The organism is Paenibacillus sp. FSL L8-0502 (assembly GCF_038593055.1).
GTDB classification, from domain to species: domain Bacteria; phylum Bacillota; class Bacilli; order Paenibacillales; family Paenibacillaceae; genus Paenibacillus; species Paenibacillus polymyxa_D.
In genome coordinates this window covers 2,681,504-2,706,810 of sequence record NZ_CP151958.1, presented here as the reverse complement: position 1 = coordinate 2,706,810, position 25,307 = coordinate 2,681,504, and the positions used below count along the sequence as shown (strand labels likewise).

Genomic DNA, 25,307 nt, shown 5'->3' with positions numbered 1-25,307 from the left:
TTAAATCGATTTGTCCTGCCTCGTAGGGCAGGCGCTACCTTTTTTTGAGTTGCTCATATTCAGTGGGTGTCATGCCAAAGCGTTTCTTGAAGCATTTTCCAAAATAATTGGGGTCACTGTATCCGACACTTTCAGCGATTTCTGACAGCTTCCGATTTCCTTTCAGCAAAAGCTCTTTAGCCTTCTTCATTCTGATGTGTGTAATGTGATCCACTATGGAAAAGCCAGACTCCTTGCGAAATACGCGGCGCAGGTAGCTGGGATCGACGAATACTCCGCACGAAACCTGCTCAGCAGACAGCTCTGCGTCTGCATAATGTTCCTCAATATAGTTGATCGCCGCCACAAATAAATTGGAAGCCTTCGTAGGACGCATATTCTCCATCAGTTGGATCAGCTTGCGGTATAGAGCGAGCATCCAACCTTCAGCAGCCTCCCAGGAATCTAACTCTCGCAGCCGTTCGTAAGGAGAATTGTCTCCTCCATTTTCCCATAGCCGGTCATAAGGAATGCCTCGTTCACTGGCAAAGGAAAGGGCTAAAGATACGATTCCCATAAGCATCGTATCTGCGTATTCGTCTCCCCATTTATATTTACTAAGCTGACGGATTGCCTTACGGACCTCCTCTAGCGTTTCACTGTCTTTCATTCGGAGGTCAAGCACGACCGCATCGCGTAGATGGCCCAAATCAGGCATACCTGCTCTGCTATGCAACACTTCGCCGCCCTGTCCCCTTAACTCTGCACTTTCGCTCTCCTGTGGAAGCACCGGTAGCTTCGGCTTAATGCGTTCCAACATCGAGAGCATTTCTTCTGCATTGAACGGCTTCAACAAATAATCCTGTACTCCGGTTCGAACCGCCTTCTGTAGGTATTCAAATTCGTTATGTCCGGATATGAATACAATAACGATGCGTTCGAATTTGACTTTCAACCTCTCGGCTAATTCAATTCCGTCAATGAAGGGCATATTGATATCTACGAGGGAGAGATGCGGCTGATGCCGCTCGGCCTCCTGAAGTGCTTCCTGTCCGTTCCTTGCTTCGCAGCAAACCCGAAAACCATGGCTTTCCCAATCTATCTTCATACGCAGAAAGTCTCGGAACAGCGGTTCATCATCGACAATCATCACTTTATACATTTTGGTGTTCACTCCCCTTTGGCAGCATCGGCAGCGACAGGTCAACAGTTGTTCCCTTCGTGAGCACACTTTGCACGGATATCCCATACTCCTCGCCAAAATACAGGCTCAGCCGCTGCTGAACGCTGTAGGTGCCGATTGATCGTATTCCTTCTTCCGGCAAATGTCTGGACATAATGGTCTGAACCTGTATTTCGTTCATCCCCACACCGTTGTCCTCCACTCTAACGACCACCTTATCGCCCTGTCTAAAGGCAAAAATGCGGATAAAACCTTTTGTTCCTTTCTTCTTAAGGCCATGGTAAATCGAATTCTCGACAAGCGGCTGAAGCGAGAGCTTCGGGATCGGTGTACCTTCAAACTCGGGAGGAATATCCACTTCATAGCGAAACACATCGGGATAACGGATTTGCAGAATCGTCAGGTAATCATCAGTAATCTGAGCTTCCTTTTCTAAAGTGATTAGTTCCCGTCCCTTGTTCAGCACCATTCGATAAAAATCTGCCAGCGCTTTTGTAGTATCTCTAGCCTCCTCATTACGATCTAACTCATTGAGTGCATAAATGGTATCCAAAGTGTTGTACAGAAAATGCGGTTTAATTTGGGCGCTTATCAGTGCAAGCTCATATTCACGCTTACGGTTCTGTTCCTGCCTTACCTCATCCAGCAGCTCCCGAACCCGTCTTACCATAAAGTTAAACGCTTCCGCAATGGTACCGATTTCATCTTCAGTACGGACTGTCGCAACAGGTTGCAAATCACCAGTTACTACTTTTCGCATGGCCTTAGTCAATTGTTCGAGAGGACTAACGACCATTCTGGACAGAAAGCTAGCACCCAGCCAGGAAAAAACAAGGCATAACACACCGATTAATAGCGACAATCTAACATTTTGCCGGACATCAGCTGTAAGCAGGCTGAGAGAAACAATATTGACCAACTTCCATTCCATTCGGTTATAATCAGTGACCGTTATCAGGTTGCCCTCATACTCGAATGAGCACGTTCCATGGGATGCATTAGGGGCACAACGTTGGATGGCCTCACCCAGCTGTGGATTCACCGGATTCATCAGCATCTCATTGTCTTCTGCCACAGCCACGCGCATTTCGTTATCTAAAAAATAATAAGATTTGGGTGCATCTGGATCGCTGGAACGAAAGTAATCGGACAAACCTTCTTCCTTCACTAACAGAAAAAGCGTTCCATAAGGTTCGCCGGTGTCTATATTAATGACCGTCTTCCCCAGTGTCAAAACGGGAGAGCTCGGATCTGGTGTTAGGAAATCCCTCTTCTCCATATCAAACCAGAGGACCTGTCCATAACTTTCAGATTCCCTTACCCGCTTAAGCATGCTATAGATCTTGCGATCATCCCCGCTTTCGGTATAAGAGGCGAAAATCTTCCCTTCGTTATCAATGAAGACAGCGGCATCCACCTCACGAAAGATTGACAAATCAATGGATAGGCGGCTCTGCATCAAGTTTCCAAACTGAATAGGCTCCATGGCAGTATCAGGTTTGGCACCGTATGAATCATACATCCGGTTAATATTCGTGACCATAATATTGGCCGCCGTCTCCACACTCCTGAATATGTAATCGGTCCTAGACAAGATAAGCTGAGACTCATCGACCACATTGCTGGTAGTTTGGTCTATCAAAGAACGGCTGAAAAGTTGGTTGGACAATAGTCCAAGAATAAGCAGAGAAACAATAATTAGCGGAAGAAATACCGCTATAACCTTGCTTTTAAAGCGAAGTCGACCAAACCACTTACGAGCTAGTGACAGAATATTCACCTAGAACCCCTCCGTCATCAAGAGAATATCCATCATGTTAACACAAACAATCTCTACAGTAGTAGATCAAAAATAAAGTTTAAAAAATTCAACCGTCCATCTTGAAAGTACTTTAGAGATGTGTTAGGATAAAGTCGATTTTTAGTAAAATTATTAACTAAAAAGGTGTGAGCTCTTTTGGCAACCATTAAAGACATTGCCCGCGAAGCGGGTGTGTCTGCCGCAACCGTTTCAAGGGTTTTAAATAACGATCTGTCACTGTCCGTAAGCTCAGACACCAAAAACAGAATTTTTTTGGTTGCCGAGCAACTCGGGTATAAGCCTACCCGGCTGAGGCAATTAAAGCAGAATACGGAACGGGCCGGGAAAACGGTCTCCCTCCTGCTGTGGTGTTCTATTGAGGAGGAAAGAGACGATCCTTATTACGCCTCGATCCGCCGTGGAATCGAACTGCGCTGTGAAGAGCTTGGCCTGACGTTGGGACAGACCTTGCGAGGCCGCTCGTCCATCGGCACCTTACAGAAGGCGGATGGTCTGATTGTTGTGGGCGGCGTTGATCCTGAAGAGGTATTCAAGCTTCATCCTGACAAGAACACCATTGTCCTTGTCGACCAGTACCATGAACAGTTGGAGTATGATTCTGTACGACTTCATTTCAGACAAGCTGTTGATCAGGCACTCGGACATCTACTTGAGCTTGGCCACCGACAAATCGGATTTATCGGCGGTAAGAGCGACGGTGAGCGAAGGGCCCATTATTTTGAACGATTCATGCGGGAACAAGGGTTGTACAATCCTCAATTCGTCCGTATAGGTTCCTGGAGTACCGCGGATGGTTATCTCATGATGAACGAACTCCTAGCCCAACAGGAACGACCGACAGCCTGCTTCGTCGCAAGCGATCCGCTCGCTATTGGTGCCCTCCGCGCCCTTCATGGACTTGGAGTCAAGGTACCAGAGGATATGGCTGTTGTTGGCTTCGACGACATTGAGATGGCAGCCTTCGTGCAGCCTCCGCTAACCACTATCCGTGCATATCCCGAACAGATGGGAAAGGCTGCCGTGCAACTGCTCTCTGAACGGTTTGAGGGGCGTGAACCACCTGCGTATAGCGTGATCGGGACTAAGCTTGTCATTCGAGAAAGCTCATGCAAAAAAGGCTAAAATTAGTACTTGAGAGTCTTATTGTCATTGATTAATATCCTTTCGTAAAACAATCAATATGATAACCCCTGAGGAGTGAATATCATGAACATTCATGTTAACGAAGCGCTTGGTTTGTTTCATTTGCAGTCTAAGGATTGCAGCTATATTATCCAGCTAGTAGAAGGATATCCCGCACATGTCTATTGGGGAGCTCAACTTCATCATGACCAAAGTCTCGCAAGTATATTGGAACTTAGGGAGCGTTGCTCCTTCTCTCCCACTCCCGTTTCTTCCAGTCGTATAATTTCTTTGGATACGCTTCCTCAGGAATACCCCCAGTATGGAACAAGCGACTTTCGTCAACCGGCTTACCAGGCTGCACTTGCGGACGGAACTCGAACTACTGAGCTAAAATATAGTGGTTACCGTATTGAACCGGGTAAACCCAAGCTCGAGGGACTTCCTTCCGTCTATGCCGAATCGGATGATGAAGCCACAACCCTCTATTTGATCCTTGAGGATCAATACTCGGGGCTTAAGACTACACTGCTCTATACTGTATTTGCGAACCACAGTGCCATTGCTAGATCTACTCTTTTTGAACAAAAGGGAAGCGCTACCATGAATATTGAACACGCCATGAGCGCCTCTGTCGACTTCGCCGATTCCAACTACCAAGCCCTCTACTTACCTGGAGCCTGGGTTCGGGAAAGACATATCCAACGCCGCGACCTCGGACCTGGCTCCATTCGGCTCGAGAGTAGACGGGGCTCCAGCAGTCACCAAATGAATCCCTTTCTGGCACTGCTTCGGCCTGATGTGACTGAAGATCGTGGGGATGTGTACGGTTTCAGTCTAATCTACAGCAGCAACTTCGTCGCACAGGCAGAAGTAGAGCAGTTCAATCAGACTCGTGTAAGTATCGGAATCAATCCCTTTGACTTCTCCTGGCGGCTTGAGCCGGGTCAGTCATTCCAGACTCCTGAAGCCGTATTGGTCTTTTCCGAAGAAGGTCTTGGGGGCATGTCACGCACCTATCACCGACTCTATCGCACACGTCTGTGCCGAGGGGCTTACCGTGACAAAGAACGTCCGATTCTCGTGAACAATTGGGAAGCCACATATTTCGACTTCGACGCTGATAAAATCGAGGCGATTGCCAAAGAAGCGGGGCCTCTTGGAATTGAGCTGTTTGTTCTTGATGACGGTTGGTTTGGTAAGCGAGACAACGACAACAGTTCGCTTGGGGACTGGTTCGAAGACCGCCACAAGTTGCCCGGCGGTCTTACTGACCTGGCCAAACGGGTTAATGAACAAGGATTACAGTTTGGTTTGTGGGTTGAGCCGGAAATGGTATCACCTGATAGTGAACTGTACCGCAACCATCCCGACTGGTGCCTGCATGCGGAAGGTCGGCGGCGGACGGAAGGCCGATCCCAACTGGTGCTCGATCTCTCCCGCAAGGAAGTATGCGACTACTTGTACGAGACGCTTAGCTCCGTATTTTCGATCGCTCCAATCACTTATGTCAAGTGGGACATGAACCGTAACATGACGGAGATTGCTTCGGCTACAGCCCCTAGCGAACGACAAAAGGAAACTGCGCACCGTTATATGCTCGGACTTTACGATCTGTTGGAACGTCTGACCTCCCAGTTCCCGGACATCTTGTTCGAAAGCTGTTCTGGAGGCGGTGGGCGATTTGATCCCGGAATGCTCTACTATATGCCGCAGACATGGACCAGTGATGATACCGATGCCATTGAAAGATTGGCTATCCAGTATGGAACAAGCATCGTGTACCCGGCCAGTACCATGGGCGCACATGTATCGAACGTGCCGAACCACCAGGTGGGACGAAACACCTCCCTCGCCATACGCGGCGACGTGGCAATGAGCGGGAATTTTGGCTACGAACTTGACCTTACTGAATTTACGAATGAAGAAAAAGAACTCGCTGCCAAACAAATTGCCCAGTATAAAGAAATCCGTTCCCTTGTACAGCAGGGAGATATGTATCGACTTCTTAGTCCGTTTGAAGGCCGAGGCGACACGGCCTGGATGTTTGTTAGCGAGGACCAATCCGAAGCGTTTGTCGCTTACTTCCGCGTACTTGCTGAACCAAATGGGCCCATCCGGCGACTAACTCTAAAAGGACTTGGCCCAGATAAAAAGTATATAATCGAACACGGGGCGACAGGCAGCACTGCAGTCCATACGGGTAATACCTTAGTGGAAGATGGCGGTTCCCCCTTCCGCGTAGCGTTTGATGGCGAAATTTTTGGAGGCGACCGCCTAATGAAAATCGGGCTTGTTGTCTCGGATCTCTCTGGAGATTTCGCCAGTTCTACTTTCCGCCTTAAAGCTATCTCCTGCTAATTGTGAATCTGACCAGGGGCGATAAAAAAATCAAAACAAGGCAGACCGATTTTCCGGCCTGCCTTGTTTAATCACTTTGGTGCCCGTGTTGCTAACCGTGACTCTCCATGTCACTTACCAAATACGCTCGCTTAGTCTCAATTTCGTCCTCTATATCTTCCAGCATATGACCAATGCCTTCTTAAGTGAACGTGTCTGTAATCACAACTCTAAACAATTCATTCAACTTTTCGGTGTCTTTAACTTCCGTCCTTCTGATTTCGACATTATTCATCCTGATTTCCAATTTCTCATTCATCTAGATTTCCGCCGATGTACGATTCAGGATGGGACGCTTTGAAAGCACACGATTCGATAACTCCATCAGGCTTTTTATTTCATAAGTAGGTTGAATGCCAGACGCGTTTGTTTTCCCAGCAGGGTTGAACCAACAGGTATCCATTCCGTATTTGTTGCCTCCTTGAATATCGGAGGTCAAAGAATCACCGACCATGAGAACCTTACTCTTATCTGAAATGGCTAGCTTAGTAAATGCGTAATCGAAAATACCAGCTTGTGGCTTTTGGCAACCCACTTCCTCTGAAATAATTATCTGTTCAAATACATCACGCAGCGGTGAAAGCTGAATTCTGGAGGTTTGCACCTCTTTGATTCCATTCGTAATGATCGCCAAGCGACAATCAGACAGCATATCACATAATTCAACCGCTCCGTCCATTAAAAAAGCACCTTCACCCAAATAACGTAAATATGCAGCACTAAAAGCATCTGGATTAAAATCTAGATCATGAAAAGTAAATAATCGCTTAAACCGCTCCACACGCAGTTGCGCTGAGGTAATAAGTCCTTCCTCTGCCTCTCGCCACAATACGCTGTTGATTTCATCATAACTAGCTTTATACTCCGTGGCCCCTTGTGGCAAGCCAAATTGGGTAAACGTATTATGTAGCGCATAACTCTCTGCCTTTTTAAAATCAAACAGCGTGTCATCGACATCAAATATAATAATTTCGTATTTCATAACGACCTCCATATCATTGCTTTACGACTATTGTTCAGTTCCATGAGTCTTAGATTGTTTCTGATAGTAGCACAACGAAAAACTAACAATACATTATTACCTTTCGGTTATTATACAGAACCTAGTTAAACCGTCAAGTCACTAATAACAAAGTCATAGTATTTTGTCATCGGTGCAAAAGGTAAATAACGCTCAATAAGAATGCCCGTAAAATGAAGGTGATTCTCATTTTACGGGCTTCTGAGCATCTAAGAGATGATTTAGCAAAAATCCTAGTGATCTTCATTCATCCATTTAGCTAATGTTTGATCAAAACAATGAGGTTCTTCAAACATTGGGTTATGCCCACTATATTCAAAAATCACTTTTTTCACGTTCTCGTAGGTGTCATCGACCCTATCCCATAAAGAAACTGGCGCAACCAAAAAATCATACCTTCCCAAACCAATATATACAGGTTTATGGATATCCGCCAAGGATTGTATTAAATTCATGTTACCGAAAGCTTCTCCCCATAAATAATCAATGATAGGCATATTCGTGTATACATCCTTCCACATATAAGCCGCATCGTAAGCATAATCATAAAAGGTTTGGGCTCCCATTCGTATACACATGTGAACAAATCTTCTATCTGGGTCTCTTTTGATATCTTCCTCTAATAAAACAATGTCCTTTTCAAAACGTTCCTTTCTTTCTGGGCTGGCCGTTTCATAAAAGAATGAAGAGCTTTGCCGCTGTCTTTCTTGGCTGTTCGTAGGTGCTGAATTTAATAGCACCACTTTTTGAACATAATCCGGGTATTGTTTAGCATATTCCAAAGCCATAAAGGCATGCCCGGAATGTCCTAATATGATAAATTCATTTAGATGAAGGCATTGTCTTGCTGTTTCTATATCATTAATAACTTTATCCAAAGTATAGTCTTCTGGTTTTAAAGCTCGAGTCGGTTTTGCAAATCCTCGATGATCCAGAAAAATAAACTGAAACTTTTTATATAAATGGTCTGAAAATAAACGAGGATAATATACACTGCTGCCGATCACCAATATCGGCCTTCCGTTACCTCTTATAGCATATTTCAGCTCAAATCCATCACTAAAAACTGTTTGATAAGTGCTCATTTATAATCACCTTTTCTTTTTCAAATCACTCCCTTTCCTTTGTGTAATTCCCTTGTATTCTCCATAGAACGTTCCAACACTTCAACTCACCTCAGAAAGTACATTTATTTTTATGAGAAAAGTTTAACATGTTTTTTTCAAAAACAAAACGGGTTTACTTTTGTCTTACTTGTCTTGACTTATGACATTCATACAGGATTTTTGACAAACACATCTTTTGGGAAACAAAAAAACCGCGATTATCGCGGTTTTTTATATAGAGGTCATACTTTTATCTTGCTTGGCGACGTCCTACTCTCCCAGGACCCTGCGGTCCAAGTACCATCGGCGCTGGAGGGCTTAACGGTCGTGTTCGGGATGGGTACGTGTGGAACCCCTCCGCTATCGCCACCAAACATGAATTTGCTATGCAAATTCTTCCGTACGGTTATTCGCTTCACCACATATCGTGTGAATGAATAGCCAAGCCATGCGCTTGTTGTATGTCACTTGTACATACCTTCAAGGTTACACCCTGAAAACTGGATCCGAAACTCATTGCGCTTTATCTTTAGGATAAGCCCTCGACCGATTAGTATTGGTCAGCTCCATGCATTACTGCACTTCCACCCCCAACCTATCTACCTCGTCGTCTTCAAGGGGTCTTACATACTGGGAAATCTCATCTTGAGGGGGGCTTCACGCTTAGATGCTTTCAGCGCTTATCCCTTCCGTACATAGCTACCCAGCGGTGCTCCTGGCGGAACAACTGGTACACCAGCGGTACGTCCATCCCGGTCCTCTCGTACTAAGGACAGCTCCTCTCAAATTTCCTACGCCCACGACAGATAGGGACCGAACTGTCTCACGACGTTCTGAACCCAGCTCGCGTACCGCTTTAATGGGCGAACAGCCCAACCCTTGGGACCTACTTCAGCCCCAGGATGCGATGAGCCGACATCGAGGTGCCAAACCTCCCCGTCGATGTGGACTCTTGGGGGAGATAAGCCTGTTATCCCCAGGGTAGCTTTTATCCGTTGAGCGATGGCCCTTCCATGCGGTACCACCGGATCACTAAGCCCGACTTTCGTCCCTGCTCGACTTGTAGGTCTCGCAGTCAAGCTCCCTTCTGCCTTTGCACTCTTCGAATGATTTCCAACCATTCTGAGGGAACCTTGGGGCGCCTCCGTTACTCTTTAGGAGGCGACCGCCCCAGTCAAACTGCCCACCTGACACTGTCCTCGCACCGGTTCACGGTACCAAGTTAGAACCTAGATACGATCAGGGTGGTATCCCAAGGATGCCTCCCTTCAAGCTGGCGCTCAAAGTTCGACGGCTCCCACCTATCCTGTACAGATCGTACCCAAATTCAATATCAAGCTGCAGTAAAGCTCCATGGGGTCTTTCCGTCTTGTCGCGGGTAACCTGCATCTTCACAGGTATTAAAATTTCACCGGATCTCTCGTTGAGACAGCGCCCAAGTCGTTACGCCATTCGTGCGGGTCAGAATTTACCTGACAAGGAATTTCGCTACCTTAGGACCGTTATAGTTACGGCCGCCGTTTACTGGGGCTTCGGTTCATAGCTTCGCCCCGAAGGGCTTACCACTCCCCTTAACCTTCCAGCACCGGGCAGGCGTCAGCCCGTATACTTCGCCTTGCGGCTTCGCACAGACCTGTGTTTTTGCTAAACAGTCGCTTGGGCCTTTTCACTGCGGCCCCCTCGGGCTATTCACCCTACCGAGGCACCCCTTCTCCCGAAGTTACGGGGTCATTTTGCCGAGTTCCTTAACGAGAGTTCTTCCGCGCGCCTTAGAATTCTCTTCTCGCCTACCTGTGTCGGTTTGCGGTACGGGCACCTTCTCCTGGCTAGAGGCTTTTCTTGGCAGTCTGAGATCATGACCTTCGCTACTACAATTTTCGCTCCCCATCACAGCCCAGCCTTACGATGTGCGGATTTGCCTACACATCAGCCTCACTGCTTAGACGGACATCCATCCGTCCGCGTCACTACCCTACTGCGTCACCCCATCGCTCATAACGGATTACGGTGGTACAGGAATTTCGACCTGTTGTCCTTCGACTACGCCTATCGGCCTCGCCTTAGGTCCCGACTTACCCTGAGCGGACGAACCTTCCTCAGGAACCCTTAGGCTTTCGGCGGATCTGATTCTCACAGATCTTTTCGTTACTCATACCGGCATTCTCACTTGAATGCAGTCCAGCGCTCCTTACGGTACACCTTCAACCCGCATTCAACGCTCCCCTACCCCTGATGCAAGCATCAAGCCATAGCTTCGGTGGTGTGTTTAGCCCCGTTACATTTTCGGCGCAGAGTCACTCGACCAGTGAGCTATTACGCACTCTTTCAATGGTGGCTGCTTCTAAGCCAACATCCTGGTTGTCTGTGCAACTCCACATCCTTTCCCACTTAACACACACTTGGGGACCTTAGCTGATGGTCTGGGCTGTTTCCCTTTCGACAATGGATCTTAGCACTCACTGTCTGACTCCCGGAACTAAATCTATGGCATTCGGAGTTTGACTGAGCTTGGTAACCCTTGCGGGCCCCGCACCCAATCAGTGCTCTACCTCCACGATTCTTCTTTCCGAGGCTAGCCCTAAAGCTATTTCGGGGAGAACCAGCTATCTCCGGGTTCGATTGGAATTTCTCCGCTACCCCCACCTCATCCCCGCATTTTTCAACATGCGTGGGTTCGGGCCTCCAGTGCGTGTTACCGCACCTTCACCCTGGACAGGGGTAGATCACCCGGTTTCGGGTCTACGTCCACGTACTCATTCGCCCTATTCAGACTCGCTTTCGCTGCGGCTTCAGCTCTTCACCTTAACCTTGCACGGGAACGTAACTCGCCGGTTCATTCTACAAAAGGCACGCCATCACCCGTGATTTTTCCAAAGGAAAATATCATAGGGCTCTGACTTCTTGTAAGCACACGGTTTCAGGATCTATTTCACTCCCCTTCCGGGGTGCTTTTCACCTTTCCCTCACGGTACTGCTTCACTATCGGTCGCCAGGGAGTATTTAGCCTTGGCAGATGGTCCTGCCGGATTCATACGGGGTTTCACGTGCCCCGCACTACTCGGGATCCGTCTCGGAGAGAACAAGTTTTGAACTACAGGGCTTTTACCTTCTCTGGCGGGCCTTTCCAGACCTCTTCATCTAACCGGTTCCTTTGTAACTCCATGTGAGACGTCCCACAACCCCAAGGAGCAAGCTCCTTGGTTTGGGCTAATCCGCGTTCGCTCGCCGCTACTGACGGAATCACTATTGTTTTCTCTTCCTCAGGGTACTTAGATGTTTCAGTTCCCCTGGTCTGCCTCTCACTCACCTATGAATTCAGTGAGTAGTGACTGTCGATGAAGACAGCCGGGTTTCCCCATTCGGACATCCCCGGATCAAAGCTTGCTTACAGCTCCCCGAGGCTTTATCGTTGTTCGCCACGTCCTTCGTCGGCTCCTGGCGCCTAGGCATCCTCCGTGTGCTCTTTGTAGCTTAACCTAGACTTTTCTTTGATAAAAGAAAATGTCGATGTTCGATAAAGAATGATTTTTGCCAAAGGCAAAAGATCTTTCCTTACCTGCTACCTTTATTTCACTTGTTTACACAAGATCAGCTTAAAGGAATATTCTAAAACGCAATTTCGTTTCGGTATCCAGTTTTCAAGGTGCAATTCGCTTCATCGAAGCGAAACCCGATGAATATTTCGGTTCCACACGGATGTGTGAATGAAGTATTCGTCGAAGCTTGAGAGTTTGAACTCTCAAAACTGAGCAACGAGTGAGTAAGTTCAGGATATTCATTTCATTCACACGAATGTGATGAACCGAATTGAATATCCGGTCGCAGGTACGTTATACCTGCTAATTTGAATGTTTCCATCGCAGGAAACGATTCTCCATAGAAAGGAGGTGATCCAGCCGCACCTTCCGATACGGCTACCTTGTTACGACTTCACCCCAATCATCTACCCCACCTTCGGCGGCTGGCTCCCTTGCGGGTTACCCCACCGACTTCGGGTGTTGTAAACTCTCGTGGTGTGACGGGCGGTGTGTACAAGACCCGGGAACGTATTCACCGCGGCATGCTGATCCGCGATTACTAGCAATTCCGACTTCATGTAGGCGAGTTGCAGCCTACAATCCGAACTGAGACCGGCTTTTCTAGGATTGGCTCCACCTCGCGGCTTCGCTTCCCGTTGTACCGGCCATTGTAGTACGTGTGTAGCCCAGGTCATAAGGGGCATGATGATTTGACGTCATCCCCACCTTCCTCCGGTTTGTCACCGGCAGTCTGCTTAGAGTGCCCAGCTTGACCTGCTGGCAACTAAGCATAAGGGTTGCGCTCGTTGCGGGACTTAACCCAACATCTCACGACACGAGCTGACGACAACCATGCACCACCTGTCTCCTCTGTCCCGAAGGAAAGCCATATCTCTACAGCGGTCAGAGGGATGTCAAGACCTGGTAAGGTTCTTCGCGTTGCTTCGAATTAAACCACATACTCCACTGCTTGTGCGGGTCCCCGTCAATTCCTTTGAGTTTCAGTCTTGCGACCGTACTCCCCAGGCGGAATGCTTAATGTGTTAACTTCGGCACCAAGGGTATCGAAACCCCTAACACCTAGCATTCATCGTTTACGGCGTGGACTACCAGGGTATCTAATCCTGTTTGCTCCCCACGCTTTCGCGCCTCAGCGTCAGTTACAGCCCAGAGAGTCGCCTTCGCCACTGGTGTTCCTCCACATCTCTACGCATTTCACCGCTACACGTGGAATTCCACTCTCCTCTTCTGCACTCAAGCTCCCCAGTTTCCAGTGCGACCCGAAGTTGAGCCTCGGGATTAAACACCAGACTTAAAGAGCCGCCTGCGCGCGCTTTACGCCCAATAATTCCGGACAACGCTTGCCCCCTACGTATTACCGCGGCTGCTGGCACGTAGTTAGCCGGGGCTTTCTTCTCAGGTACCGTCACTCTTGTAGCAGTTACTCTACAAGACGTTCTTCCCTGGCAACAGAGCTTTACGATCCGAAAACCTTCATCACTCACGCGGCGTTGCTCCGTCAGGCTTTCGCCCATTGCGGAAGATTCCCTACTGCTGCCTCCCGTAGGAGTCTGGGCCGTGTCTCAGTCCCAGTGTGGCCGATCACCCTCTCAGGTCGGCTACGCATCGTCGCCTTGGTAGGCCTTTACCCCACCAACTAGCTAATGCGCCGCAGGCCCATCCACAAGTGACAGATTGCTCCGTCTTTCCTCCCTCTCCCATGCAGGAAAAGGATGTATCGGGTATTAGCTACCGTTTCCGGTAGTTATCCCTGTCTTGTGGGCAGGTTGCCTACGTGTTACTCACCCGTCCGCCGCTAGGTTATTTAGAAGCAAGCTTCTAAATAACCCCGCTCGACTTGCATGTATTAGGCACGCCGCCAGCGTTCGTCCTGAGCCAGGATCAAACTCTCCATTAAAGACCAACCGAAGCTGGTTTATAGAAAGAGCGATAAGCTCATGTTGAAACTGACGAGATAAAAATATCTCTTGTTTGATTTTGCAAGCAAAATCGTTTTACTCACTCGTTGTTCAGTTTTCAAAGATCAATTTTCTCATTCGGCTTTTCTTGGGCCGGACAATTAATATATCATACTTTGGTGATTCATACTACTGGTAAATAATAACTCATAGACGATCTTTTGAATTTTTGAACCATTACATCACAGCCTATCTTACGGCCGGATGAATAATATATCATTTAGGTTTGCTGAATACTACATGTAAATTATACCGATTTATTCGTTCTTTTAGCTCCAGCCCATCCCACGTCTCGTCCATGATTTGAAGAATAAATCCCTGGGTATCAAACGAGCTATAAGCTGTTTATACTTCTTTCACCGAAAGAGCGAAGAAAATTCGCTGTGTATATTTTTTTAAAAGACTCAGCCATCTTGTATCTCCTTTGGTGTCCAAATGTAACGATAGTTTTACCTTTGTCTATGATAAAGCCTTATCATGGCGAGGCCAGACATACAAAAATGCCAGGTTCTATGATGAGAACCTGGCATTGGCACATGGCTTATGAATTCTGGGAAGGGGCAACTCTTCCAATCTCTCCAGAAGGAATCTGATACTGGCGGATATCCTTAACCAGAAACATAATCAATCCGCATAGTACAGTAATCAGTCCACTGAAAAAAAGAACCTCACTCAGAGAAAACCGTAAAGCTAGCGCCCCTCCAATCAAGGCCCCTAATGGCAGAGCCGCATTCGACAAGGTGTTTAAAAAGGCTGTAACACGTCCCAGTAACGGCAGCGGTGTAATAATTTGAATCAAAGACGTTTGCAGCACATTGATGATGCCAGTAAAAATGCCTAATAACAGAGCTGCCAGCAGCTTCATCCACATCTCGGGCACAAGGGAAAAAACATAGATTGCCAGTCCCATGGCTACCCAGGAAACCGCGATGGTAATGCCGTTCTTTTTCAATACACTGACCAGAAAGGAACCGATGAAAATACCGATAAAGTAGGCTACATACAGCAAGCTGTAATAGATTGGCGAGCCATAGGATACTGCGATAGAAGGCATGGCAATGACCAAGATCGCCATCGAAAAGTTTGTCAGCGCAAAGAACGGAAGCATAATTCTCAGGAAGGTGTGCCGTTTTACAAAAAGATACCCTTCTTTCAATTCGTTCAAATAGTACACGAGCTTTAGCGAACTCCTTCCGTTCGTGTCTTCCACCGGAGGAGCACCAATTTGCTTGTTGAGCCTGACATATACAAAGCCTGCCAGAAACAGCATCGCGCCGGCTAGAAAAAACGTGTTTTTCATCCCCATTGCGATGATGAGCGAGGCTCCAGCCAGATATCCGACAATATTAATAACCTGATCCGTCGACAAAATCATGGAATTCGCCCGGACAATCAAATCCGGCGAGCCTATCAATTGCGGCAGCATTTTACTATTGGCCGGATAAAACAGTGTGGAGAAGCAGGATGCAATGAAGACAATAACAAGGATAGCGACCAGATTGACCATCCCGTCCTGAATGAGAAACGGGACGGCCAAAATTAGCACAGCCTGCGTAAACAAGGCGATACTGGCTAACAAAGGCGGTGAATAACGGTCCACCAAAGGACCCACGAGAAAGCTGAAAATCGACGCCGCAGATACGGCCGTATACGTGAAGCTGGTCATCGCCACCGACTGTGTCGATTGCTGAACAAAATACAGCAGGACGATAGAATAAATGCTGTCTGCGATATTGGCAGAAGTACGAGATGCAAAAAATCGGATAAAACGGCTATCCTTAAACAATGGGTTCACATCTTCATCTCCTTACTGCAAAATGGTCAAAGCATTCAAGAGCCTGTCACTAGCAGTCTGGAAGATTTGATGAATATACTGGTCGTTCTCATGATATGGAATGGTAAGTGAGATTTTCAGAATATCCCCTACATGCTCTGACTCAAAAAAAATAACCTTGTTGACATTGGCCTGTGTGCCTTCGGTATGCAGATTGTCGAGCAATTCTGCATCCTCTCGTACCTCACCCAAATAGTTGAATACGATAGGCAGCTGTTCAAGTCCTTTTTTCAAAATGCTGCTGGATACCGGGTAAGCTTTCTCCATTTCAGCATTGAAGATCAGATTGAAAAAGTTCAAGTGATAGCGTGAAGCAAAGTCCAGGTGGGTATGGATACTCTTTTCATAGGATTCAGAGTCATCTTCCTGCAGCACAACGGGTATATGATCAATACACTCGCCTACGGTTCCAAAATAGTTCCGGTCGCCATATTGTCTTCCATAATTAGTAATCCAAAGCGGAACATCAGAGAGTTGGAAATAGCTGCTGAAAAAACGTACAGCCATTTGAAGCGAAATATCCCACATATTCGCAGCGCCGTGCTGCTCTGAAATGTCGCTTAAATTCAGCTCCCAACGATATCTGGTAGTGTCCGCATAGTTGCGTTCTTCGGTCAGCACATGGATACGATCATTATTCTCACCAAACGTTTGGAGTTTGAATTGCTCGCTGATTTCCTGATCCCCGATTCCTTGAGGGCCTTGGCGGATATGGTTTACATATTCCCGGTATTGCACCTCTTCTGTCGCATGTGCCGTCTGCTGCGGACGATGATATTCATCAAGGAGTTGTCTGCGCAGGATGTCGCTGCTCGTAGCATCAAAAATGATGTGCGAGCAAGGGAGCAATAGCAGATGTTCCCGCAAATTTAAGCGAATCAGGACGATCCGGTACTGCAGCGACTGTGTAAGTTTATAAGGTTCTAAAAATAACTTAGAAGCAATGGAAGAAAGAAGCCTGCGTTGTGCTTGTACCGGCTGACCGGAGAGATCAACAGTCGGTAAAGAAAAATGCTCTGGAACTGGACGCAACTCCCATTCCCATGCTCCGGATGATTGAACAAGTACGCTTCTTAGCAATTCATGGCGTTCAATAAGCCGCTGAATCGTTACGGTCAAACGCTCGGTGTTCAAGTAGCTATCTAACTGCACAGCCATACCCGAGCCTGTAAAATATTGCAAATGGTAATGCTGAGCTGGTGCAAGCGGATAGCGCCCAATAGCATTCAGACTTAGTATATTGGTATTCCACTCAGTATTTAACTCAGCAATGCTGGCAAGCCATACATCGGCCTGTTGTTTAAGTAAGGTTTCTTGTTCTTCGTTTGTCGGTATAGCTCCGAGAATTCTATCTGGTTCGTCGGTTCCCCAGCGGACGATATAATGCGGGTGCAGGTCTGGATGGATATGAGATTGGATAAATTCTGAGATTGCCTGAACTTGTTCTACGTGAAAAGGCTCCACTTGCAGGAACAAATAGTTTTGATTATCGGTGGAAACAGTCTGAAGAAAGACCTGTACACCAAACGCTTCTGTAATAGCCCGCTCAACCTCCTGAGCTTTCGCAATGAGCGTATCCGCGTTCACTCCGCCCTCTTCAACACGTTGTAAAAGATCAGACAAACTTCTTATTGTCTGATATTGAAGCAATTGATGTATATCCAGCGGAATGTTCGATTCCTGTACTTTCGATACCAGTTGAATGGCCTTCAATGAATGACCTCCAAGCTCGAAAAAGCCGTCGTCAATGCCGACCTTTTCAACGCCAAGCACCGCTTGCCACAGGTTCACCAACTGTTGTTCCACTTCATTTCTTGGAGCAACGTATTCCATATCGGAACCGCTGGTCATTTCTGGCTCAGGCAATGCTTGGCGGTCGATTTTACCGTTCGTTGTCAAGGGAAACGCCGGCAGGAACACATACTGGGCAGGAATCATATAATCCGGCAACTGGCCAGTCAAATGGGTCTTCATATCACTCTTGGATAGCAGTACGTCGGTTGAGATATAAGCACAGAGCGTTTTTTGACCATCCTTCGTGCCTTTTACCGCTACGTGCGCCTCCCGAACTGCATCATGTTTCATGAGCTGGGTTTCAATTTCGCCGGGTTCAATACGGTATCCACGGATTTTAACCTGCTGGTCTATCCGTCCGAGATACTCCAGATTGCCGTCCGGTAGCCATCTGCCCAAATCACCTGTCCGATATATTTTTTCGCCCGGAATGAATGGATTAGGGACAAAATTTAGCTGGGTCAGATCATCCCTGTTTAGATAGCCGCGCGCCAGACCATCCCCACCAACACAAATTTCCCCTTGAGCACCAATAGGCAGCAGCCTGCTTGAAGAGTCCAAAATATAAACAGTTGAATTGCCAATTGGGCGACCAATAGGAATGCGGTTATATTCCTTATCAATCGGGAAATAAGTAGAGAATGTTGTGTTTTCTGTGGGGCCATAGACGTTGATAACGTTCAGTCCCGGAGAATGTGCTCTAACCGTATTAATGATCCCAGGTAAAAGCACATCCCCGCCCACCAGCAAGTGCTTTAGCGAAGCAAAGAGATCTGGTTTATGCTGTGTGAGTTGGTTAAACAAGGGCGATGTCAGCCACATCGTTGTAATATGATATCGATCCAGCGCTTCACCAAGCTGAACAGCATCCAAGATTACGGATTCCGGTACAATGTACAAACGCAATCCGTTCAGCAATGCTCCCCAAATTTCAAAGGTACAGGCATCGAACACGAGCGCCCCGGTCAGCAAAATGCGTTCGTTCTCGGCAAATGGCATGTAATTGGTGTTCTTCACCAGCCGTATGACATTCCGATGTTCAATCATGACACCTTTGGGACGTCCAGTTGAGCCAGATGTATACATGACATAGGCCAGATCGTCTGCCGTTGTCGATTCGGAAAAAATGAAGTCCTCGGAGTCGTAGGAGCTGATGTCGGCCAGATCCAGAACCGTACCGGAAAAATCGAAAGTGTTCATCTGTTCACCCTTGTCAGATAGGGTTAGCAGAATTTCGCTACCGCTATCCTGAAGCATAAACATAATCCGTTCCTGCGGATAAGAAGGCTCCAGGGGCAAGTAGGCTCCACCCGCCTTCAAAATACCAAGAATACCGATAATCATTTCTGGTGAACGTTCAGTCAAAATGCCTACGATGGTATCCGGCGCAACCCCCAGTTTTCGCAGCTTCGTGGCCAGTTGATTAGCTTTTTTATTTAATTCGCGGTAGGTTAGCTCACGATTTTCAAATACAATAGCTATTGCATCCGGTGTTTTCTCTGCCTGTTCTTCAAATCCGTGATGTATGGTGTGGTCCGATGGATACGGTCTCCGTGTATCGTTAAAATCAAATAAGAGCTGCTGTTTTTCCTCCGCTGTCAAAAGATCAATCTCCGAAACCCGGATATTTGGGTTTTGAATAACTTGCTTCATCATTTGGATGAGGTGAGCAGCCAATTGTTTGATCGCATTTTTGTTATACGTCAGCGCGTTATAGCTAAATTTGATTTCCAGCTCTCGGCCAGGCATGACGATTACATTCAAATCATAATTGGTCTGTTCAATATCCTCTACTTCACCAACACGGAGGGCTTTAGGATTTTTTTCCAAGCCCGTAAGCTCTTCCGAAACGGGAAAATTTTCAAAGGCGACAATATGCTGGATCAGGTTTTGTTTTAGTACACTATGGGCTTGAATATCAGCCAAGGAAAAATAAGAATACCGATTGGACTCCATCAAGGAATCCTGTATAGACGTAAGCAAGTCGGAAAACCGCAGTTCAGCGGAGCTTTTAATACGTAAGGGAATGGTATTAATGAATAATCCGACCATATTTTCAATACCGGGGATTTCATCAGGTCTGCCCGACACAACAGACCCGAAAATGACGTCCTTACTGTTCTTGTACGTTTGTAGTAATAAGCCCCAAACGGTTTGAAATAAGGTGCTGACGGTGACACGGTTTTGCTTGGCCATTTGCTCCATGTCTTGGGTCAGCCGCTCCCCCCATGTGCATATGAGCTGCTCTGCCTGAAACGAAGAATCAACGGAGCGGGTATAGCCGGGCACGACGGTTTCATTTTCAAAATCAGCCACATATTGTTTCCAGTATGCTGCTGCTTCCTCTTTATTTTGTCTTTCCAACCACTGAATAAAGTTGCTAAATGGATAGACAGGCTCTAATTTTAAAGGAGTATCGTCCCGAAGCGATGTGTAAATATCAAAAAAATCTTTGGCTACCGTCCTCAGGCACCAGCCGTCCATAATAATATGATGAGAGATCCAGATGAGCTTTGAGGTGTCCTCATCCCACTGTACAAGCGTTAACCGGATGAGAACCTCCTTTTCCAGATCAAAACCTCTCTGCCGCTCTTCCTGTAAAATGGCTTGAAGTCGTCTGTGCTTTTCCGCATCCGGTAAACTACGCACATCTTCGGTATGGACAGGAGCAGCTAATCGTTCCCCCAGTACAACCTGAAGCGGACGATCTGCCTCCTTATACATGAATACCGTACGGAAAATATCATATCGGTCAATCAGCTTTTGTAAGCTTCGGCTGATTAGGTTGGTATCCATAGCTTCATGAATGGTAATAATCGTTTGTTCGAAATAAGCCTCTGACTTTTCATCAAGTATGGAATGAAATAGCATTCCCTCCTGCATCGGGGATAGCGGATAGAGGTCTTTAATTTTCACTTGGTGGTTTAACAGCTTATTTGATAAGCGATTTGCAATATTTTCAAACTGGTCCAGAGACAATTGCCCATATGTAAAATCCGTCGGGCTTTGTTCTGCTGTATCCTTGGCACAGCAATGGCGAATAAGTTCGATCAGATGATTCTTAAAGCTGGCTGTAAGTCGCTCCACCGTCGATGCTTCATATTCACGTGCGTTGTATTCGAATACAATGCGGAGTCTTTCGTCAGTCACCGCACCATGAATATCAAAGCTGGACGCTTTTTCAGTCAGAGGGTTGATTTCAGTACCAGTAAACGTGGATAGTGGCGAGGTACGCCATGTCGTACCTTCTCTGGCTTCTCCGTCAAAGCTAAAGCTGATCTCAGGTGGCTTGGCAGAAAAAAGAGCTGCCCTATCCTGCTGCTCCCTGTCGGTCAAGTAGCGTAAAATGCCATAGCCGAAACCCTTGTTGGGTACGCGTCGCAAATTGTCCTTAACCAGCTTGATTTGATGGGCCAAATCTTCGGGTTTGCTCACATTTACCACCAACGGATACACGGACGTAAACCTGCCAACTGTACGTGATACGTCAATGTCTTTAATCAATTCCGTCCTGCTATGACTTTCCACCTGGACTGCAATTTCAGCATGTCCGCTCCATTCCCGGTAAGCCAGTCCTAGCGCCGTCATTAAAATATCATTTGTTTCTGTATTGTAAGCATGGTGCGCATGTTTTAGCAGGTTTTCGCTTTCTTCCCGGCTGAGTGTCACTTCGGATTTGCGCACGTCACGGATCAGGCTATCTGGAACCTCATGATCTTTTGGCAGCGGAAGTATTTCACGAGCTTCTACCGTATTCCAATAGCTGATTTCCTGACGCGCCAGCTCGCTTTGTGCATACTTGGACAGACGTGCTGCCCATTCTTTGTAGGAATCGGTCTTGGCGGGTAACTGTAGCTTTTCACCGTTAGCTAACTGTTGGTAGGTTGTTTCCAAGTCTTCCAGCAGGATTCTACACGACACACTGTCTACGACAAGATGATGAATGACGATTAACAAATGATCGGATTCCTGCAGCCGAATTAAAGCCAAACGTACAAGCGGGCCGTTACGCAAATTAAAACTGCTTTGTAACGCGTCAGTGAGCTGCGCGATTTCTTCCTCAGGCTGGTCAGCATGTGAAAAATCGTAGCTTTCCAATGTAAAGTGTTCACCTTCGGCTGTGCCTCTGTTATAGGCGACAGGTTCTTTTTCACGTTCATCAAAGGTAATGCGCAAGGCATCATGGTGCATGGTCAGCTTGTCCACGGCACTTCGCAGCCAGGTTTCGTTCCATCTTTCGGGGTTCTGGAGCATGACAGCCTGACTGTAATGATGACGATCTGTTCGATGATGCTCAAAAAATTCCCATTGGATCGGTGTCAACTCCACTGTACCTTGTACCGCCCCCTGCGGGATGGTCCGAATTACTTTTTTTATATAAGGAGCAATCAAATCAATCTGCGGATGGCGGAACAAATCCTTCATGTCCATTTTGAGGCCCTTCGCGTTCAATCGGGCTGCGATTTGCAACGCTTTGATCGAATCGCCACCAAGCTCGAAAAAGTTGTTGCGCAGACCAATCGGCTTAACGCCAATGACTTCCTCCCAGATGGAAGCGAGTGTTTGCTCCAGTTCGCTCTGCGGCGCTTCATACTCGACGTCGGTCAACACAAAATCTTCGGGTTCTGGAAGCGCACGTCGATCAATTTTACCGTTATGGGTCAAAGGCAATTGATCCAGCACGATAATATGTGCGGGCACCATATAGCTTGGCAACTGCTTGGCAAGCTCTGTCCGCAAGAAGGATTTGTCGGTTGTACCTGCTACGTAGGCGCACAAATACTTTTGTCCGGTTTTATCCGTTCTATCCGTGACCACCGCTTGGCGTACCTCATCCAATTGGAGTAAGGCCGACTCAATTTCACCAGGTTCGATCCGGTAGCCACGAATTTTCACCTGAAAGTCAATCCGACCGATGAAATCAATGTTGCCATCCGGCAGCCAGCGTGCCAGATCTCCGGTGCGGTACAGACGCTCTCCCTTTACAAAAGGATTCGGTACAAATTTCTCCGCCGTCAGGTCAGGACGGTTCAAATAACCGCGGGCCACAGAAGCGCCGCCCAAACACAACTCCCCGGCTACGCCGACAGGGAGCGGACGAAAAGCCTCATCCACGATATATACTTTATGATTCGGCAGTGCCTTTCCAATCGGGACGATACCTGATGGAGGCAAACGTTCAGCTGTTTCTTCATAAAAGCTGGAATCAATAGCCGCTTCGGTTACACCGTAGGTATTCATGATGCGCATCGTATCGCCGAAGCGATTCAAAAGCGTCCGATAGTTTTCAACGCCAAAGCTGTCCGCGCCTGTAGTAAGCAGCTTCATGGCGCTGACATCTGTACCGTGTTCATATACATAGTCCATAAGCAGCGTCAACAAGGCTGGCGGAACTTCAAACGTCGTAATTTCGTGCTGTTCGAGAACCTGGGCCAAAGCTGGAGGATCGTTGCGCACATCCTGTGGGCAAATGACCATGGTGCCTCCGTTCACGAATGTCTTGGCCAGATCACCGGCAAAGACATCGAACGACATACTGGCAATCTGAAGGAGCTTGACGGGAAACTCTTTTAACTGGTGAGCTTCTCTATAGCCCCACGCCGTATTTACGTAATGGCGATGCTCGATCATCACGCCTTTGGCGTTGCCCGTCGTTCCCGATGTGTAAATGACGTAGGCCAAAGCCTCGGGATCATGAATAGGTGCGTAGATAGGCGCTTGTTGATGGGAATGCTCCGCTTGTGAAGCCTGTTGAAGTAACGCTGGCAAGTCCAGCACTTCCCCCGCAAAATCCACATCGGCTAATAGTTCAGTCAAGGAAGACTGCGTGAGCATAATCGTAGCTCCGCTGTCCTGAAGCATGTAAGCAATTCTTTCTTTCGGGTAGGTCGGATCGACAGGTACGTAGGCAGCTCCCGCCTTCATAATCCCTAACACAGCGATAATCATGTCTGCTGAACGCTCAAGCATCACGGCGACGAGATGCTCACGCTTGCCCCCACGGTTTTGCAGTGCTTGAGCAAGCAGATTAGCCTTCTCATTCAGCTCATGATAGGTAAGTGCGGTGTCTTCGTAGATGACGGCGGTCTGTTCCGGGATACGTTCTGCCTGCGCCTCAAATATTCCATGAAACGTTCCAGCAGGATAGTCGGTAATCGGCCCGCTCCATACATTGGTGAGTTCCATCTCTTCTGTAGCGGTCAGCAGACGAATGTTCCGCAGCAGGAGTTCTGGTGTACGTGCAATTTGGACGAGAACATGCTCCAAATGCCCAGCTAACCGTGTCATCGCTTCATCGCTGTAAACATAGTTGTTGTAGGACAGCATAAAGCTCAGCGCTTTTCCGTCCTCTACTTCGATGTTGAAGTGGTAAGGTGTTTCTTCGGACAGCTGAGCGTCCTCCACGACGAATCCAAGTCGTTCCTTTAGATCAGGCCGGCCAACCATATCCTGCAGCGGGTAGTTTTCAAATACAACAAAATGGTCCATGAGTTGCTGCTTGAGTGCTGACTGGGACTGTATTTCAGCGAGTGAAAAATAGTCATATGCCCGTGATTGAATCGCGCTGCGCTGCACTTCGCGAAGCAGACCTGAGAATGGCAGATCTGCATCCAATTTGATTCGTACCGGTATGGTGTTAATGAAAAGTCCCAACATCTGTTCAACACCTTCAAGCTCCGGCGGTCGACCGGAAACAACGGTGCCGAAGACGACGTCTTCACTTTGGTTGTATCCTCCAAGCACCACTCCCCATGCAGCTAGAAACAGACTGCTAAGGGTTGTTCCGTTGCGTTCAGCCACCGTCCGTAATTGACGGGTTGTTTCATCCGTGAGTGTTATTTTATGCTCATGCAGCAAGTACCCGGTATCTGGCTGGAGCGGATGGGCTACAGGCAGGGTAGGCAGCACAGCTGGCTGATCATAGCCGTTCAAGATGGACCGCCAGTATTCCTTCGCCGCCTCCTTATCCTGCTTATCCAGCCAGCGGGCATAGCCAGTATAGGGCTGCGGTGTCGGCAGTTGTACGGGCTTCCCCGCTTTCAGTGCTTCATAAGCCGCGAACAGCTCGTCCATAACGATGCCGAGGCACCAGCCGTCCATAATAATATGATGAAAGCTTAAAAGCAGCGTATATGCGTTCGTTTGGGTTTGAAGCACAGCCAGACGAATGAGCAAATCCTTGCTCAGATCGTAACGATGGTTTCGGTCTGCGTCTGCGTAGCTGCGAATGGCCTCTGCTTGCTCTGCCTCGGGAATATTCGTCAGATTCTCATAACGAAGCGTTGGATTTCGCTCCTTAAACACGATGAGCCGCGAACGGGAAGCACTTTTATGATAAATATTCGAACGAAGCGTTTCGTGACGCTGCACCAGAGTCTCGAAGCTCTTTTGCAGAGCCTCCAGGTTCAGTTCACCCCGGATGATCATTCGTACTTGCTCATAGTACGCCTGTGATTCCGGCTCCATCACTGTATGAAAGAGCATCCCCTCCTGCAAAGGCGTTAAATTGGCCACTTTTTCGATTTCAAGCCTTTTACTCATCGGATTT

The 25,307-nt window shown here is 47.6% G+C and carries 8 protein-coding genes and 3 rRNA genes; 2 read left to right on the top strand and 9 right to left on the bottom strand.

Features of this window, described 5'->3' with window-relative positions:
• Window positions 1-34: 34 nt before the first annotated feature.
• A complete protein-coding gene (locus NSQ57_RS11955) occupies window positions 35-1,141 on the bottom strand; it encodes a response regulator (RefSeq protein ID WP_342426080.1) in 1,107 nt (368 codons plus the stop codon).
• The gene (locus NSQ57_RS11950; RefSeq protein ID WP_342426079.1) at window positions 1,134-2,942 is read right to left on the bottom strand and encodes a histidine kinase; all 1,809 of its coding nucleotides are present in this window, start codon (window positions 2,940-2,942) and stop codon (window positions 1,134-1,136) included. The genes NSQ57_RS11955 and NSQ57_RS11950 overlap by 8 nt, the downstream gene beginning before the upstream one ends.
• A gap of 177 nt (window positions 2,943-3,119) precedes the next feature.
• On the opposite strand from NSQ57_RS11950, the gene NSQ57_RS11945 reads away from it, so the two are divergent.
• Window positions 3,120-4,106: a LacI family DNA-binding transcriptional regulator gene (locus tag NSQ57_RS11945; RefSeq protein ID WP_209950343.1), complete on the top strand. Its 987-nt coding sequence runs from the start codon at window positions 3,120-3,122 to the stop codon at window positions 4,104-4,106.
• A gap of 84 nt (window positions 4,107-4,190) precedes the next feature.
• Window positions 4,191-6,467, top strand: coding sequence for an alpha-galactosidase (locus NSQ57_RS11940; protein ID WP_342426077.1), 2,277 nt, complete (start codon window positions 4,191-4,193; stop codon window positions 6,465-6,467).
• 298 nt (window positions 6,468-6,765) lie between these two features.
• On the opposite strand, the gene NSQ57_RS11935 is transcribed toward NSQ57_RS11940, so the two are convergent.
• The 7 genes from NSQ57_RS11935 to NSQ57_RS11905 form a co-directional block, all read right to left on the bottom strand.
• Window positions 6,766-7,488: a YjjG family noncanonical pyrimidine nucleotidase gene (locus NSQ57_RS11935; RefSeq protein ID WP_342426075.1), complete on the bottom strand. Its 723-nt coding sequence runs from the start codon at window positions 7,486-7,488 to the stop codon at window positions 6,766-6,768.
• A gap of 272 nt (window positions 7,489-7,760) precedes the next feature.
• The gene (locus NSQ57_RS11930; protein WP_342426074.1) at window positions 7,761-8,612 is read right to left on the bottom strand and encodes an alpha/beta hydrolase; all 852 of its coding nucleotides are present in this window, start codon (window positions 8,610-8,612) and stop codon (window positions 7,761-7,763) included.
• 278 nt (window positions 8,613-8,890) lie between these two features.
• Window positions 8,891-9,007: ribosomal RNA gene (gene rrf / locus NSQ57_RS11925) — 5S ribosomal RNA — on the bottom strand.
• A 156-nt stretch (window positions 9,008-9,163) separates the two neighbouring features.
• Window positions 9,164-12,110: ribosomal RNA gene (locus NSQ57_RS11920) — 23S ribosomal RNA — on the bottom strand.
• A gap of 403 nt (window positions 12,111-12,513) precedes the next feature.
• A 16S ribosomal RNA gene (locus NSQ57_RS11915) occupies window positions 12,514-14,069 on the bottom strand.
• The 16S, 23S and 5S rRNA genes sit together here, the layout of an rRNA operon.
• A gap of 602 nt (window positions 14,070-14,671) precedes the next feature.
• Window positions 14,672-15,925 carry an MFS transporter gene (locus NSQ57_RS11910; RefSeq protein WP_342426073.1) on the bottom strand — a complete coding sequence of 418 codons (1,254 nt, stop codon included), beginning with the start codon at window positions 15,923-15,925 and terminating at the stop codon, window positions 14,672-14,674.
• A gap of 12 nt (window positions 15,926-15,937) precedes the next feature.
• Window positions 15,938-25,300, bottom strand: coding sequence for an amino acid adenylation domain-containing protein (locus tag NSQ57_RS11905; protein WP_342426072.1), 9,363 nt, complete (start codon window positions 25,298-25,300; stop codon window positions 15,938-15,940).
• Between the last annotated feature and the right edge of the window lie 7 nt (window positions 25,301-25,307).

Coding starts and splice junctions, on each gene's coding strand:
- NSQ57_RS11935 (WP_342426075.1), bottom strand. CDS start 7,488: ATGAAATACGAAATTATTATATTTGATGTCGATGACACGCTGTTTGAT.
- NSQ57_RS11930 (WP_342426074.1), bottom strand. CDS start 8,612: ATGAGCACTTATCAAACAGTTTTTAGTGATGGATTTGAGCTGAAATAT.
- NSQ57_RS11940 (WP_342426077.1), top strand. CDS start 4,191: ATGAACATTCATGTTAACGAAGCGCTTGGTTTGTTTCATTTGCAGTCT.
- NSQ57_RS11905 (WP_342426072.1), bottom strand. CDS start 25,300: ATGAGTAAAAGGCTTGAAATCGAAAAAGTGGCCAATTTAACGCCTTTG.
- NSQ57_RS11955 (WP_342426080.1), bottom strand. CDS start 1,141: ATGTATAAAGTGATGATTGTCGATGATGAACCGCTGTTCCGAGACTTT.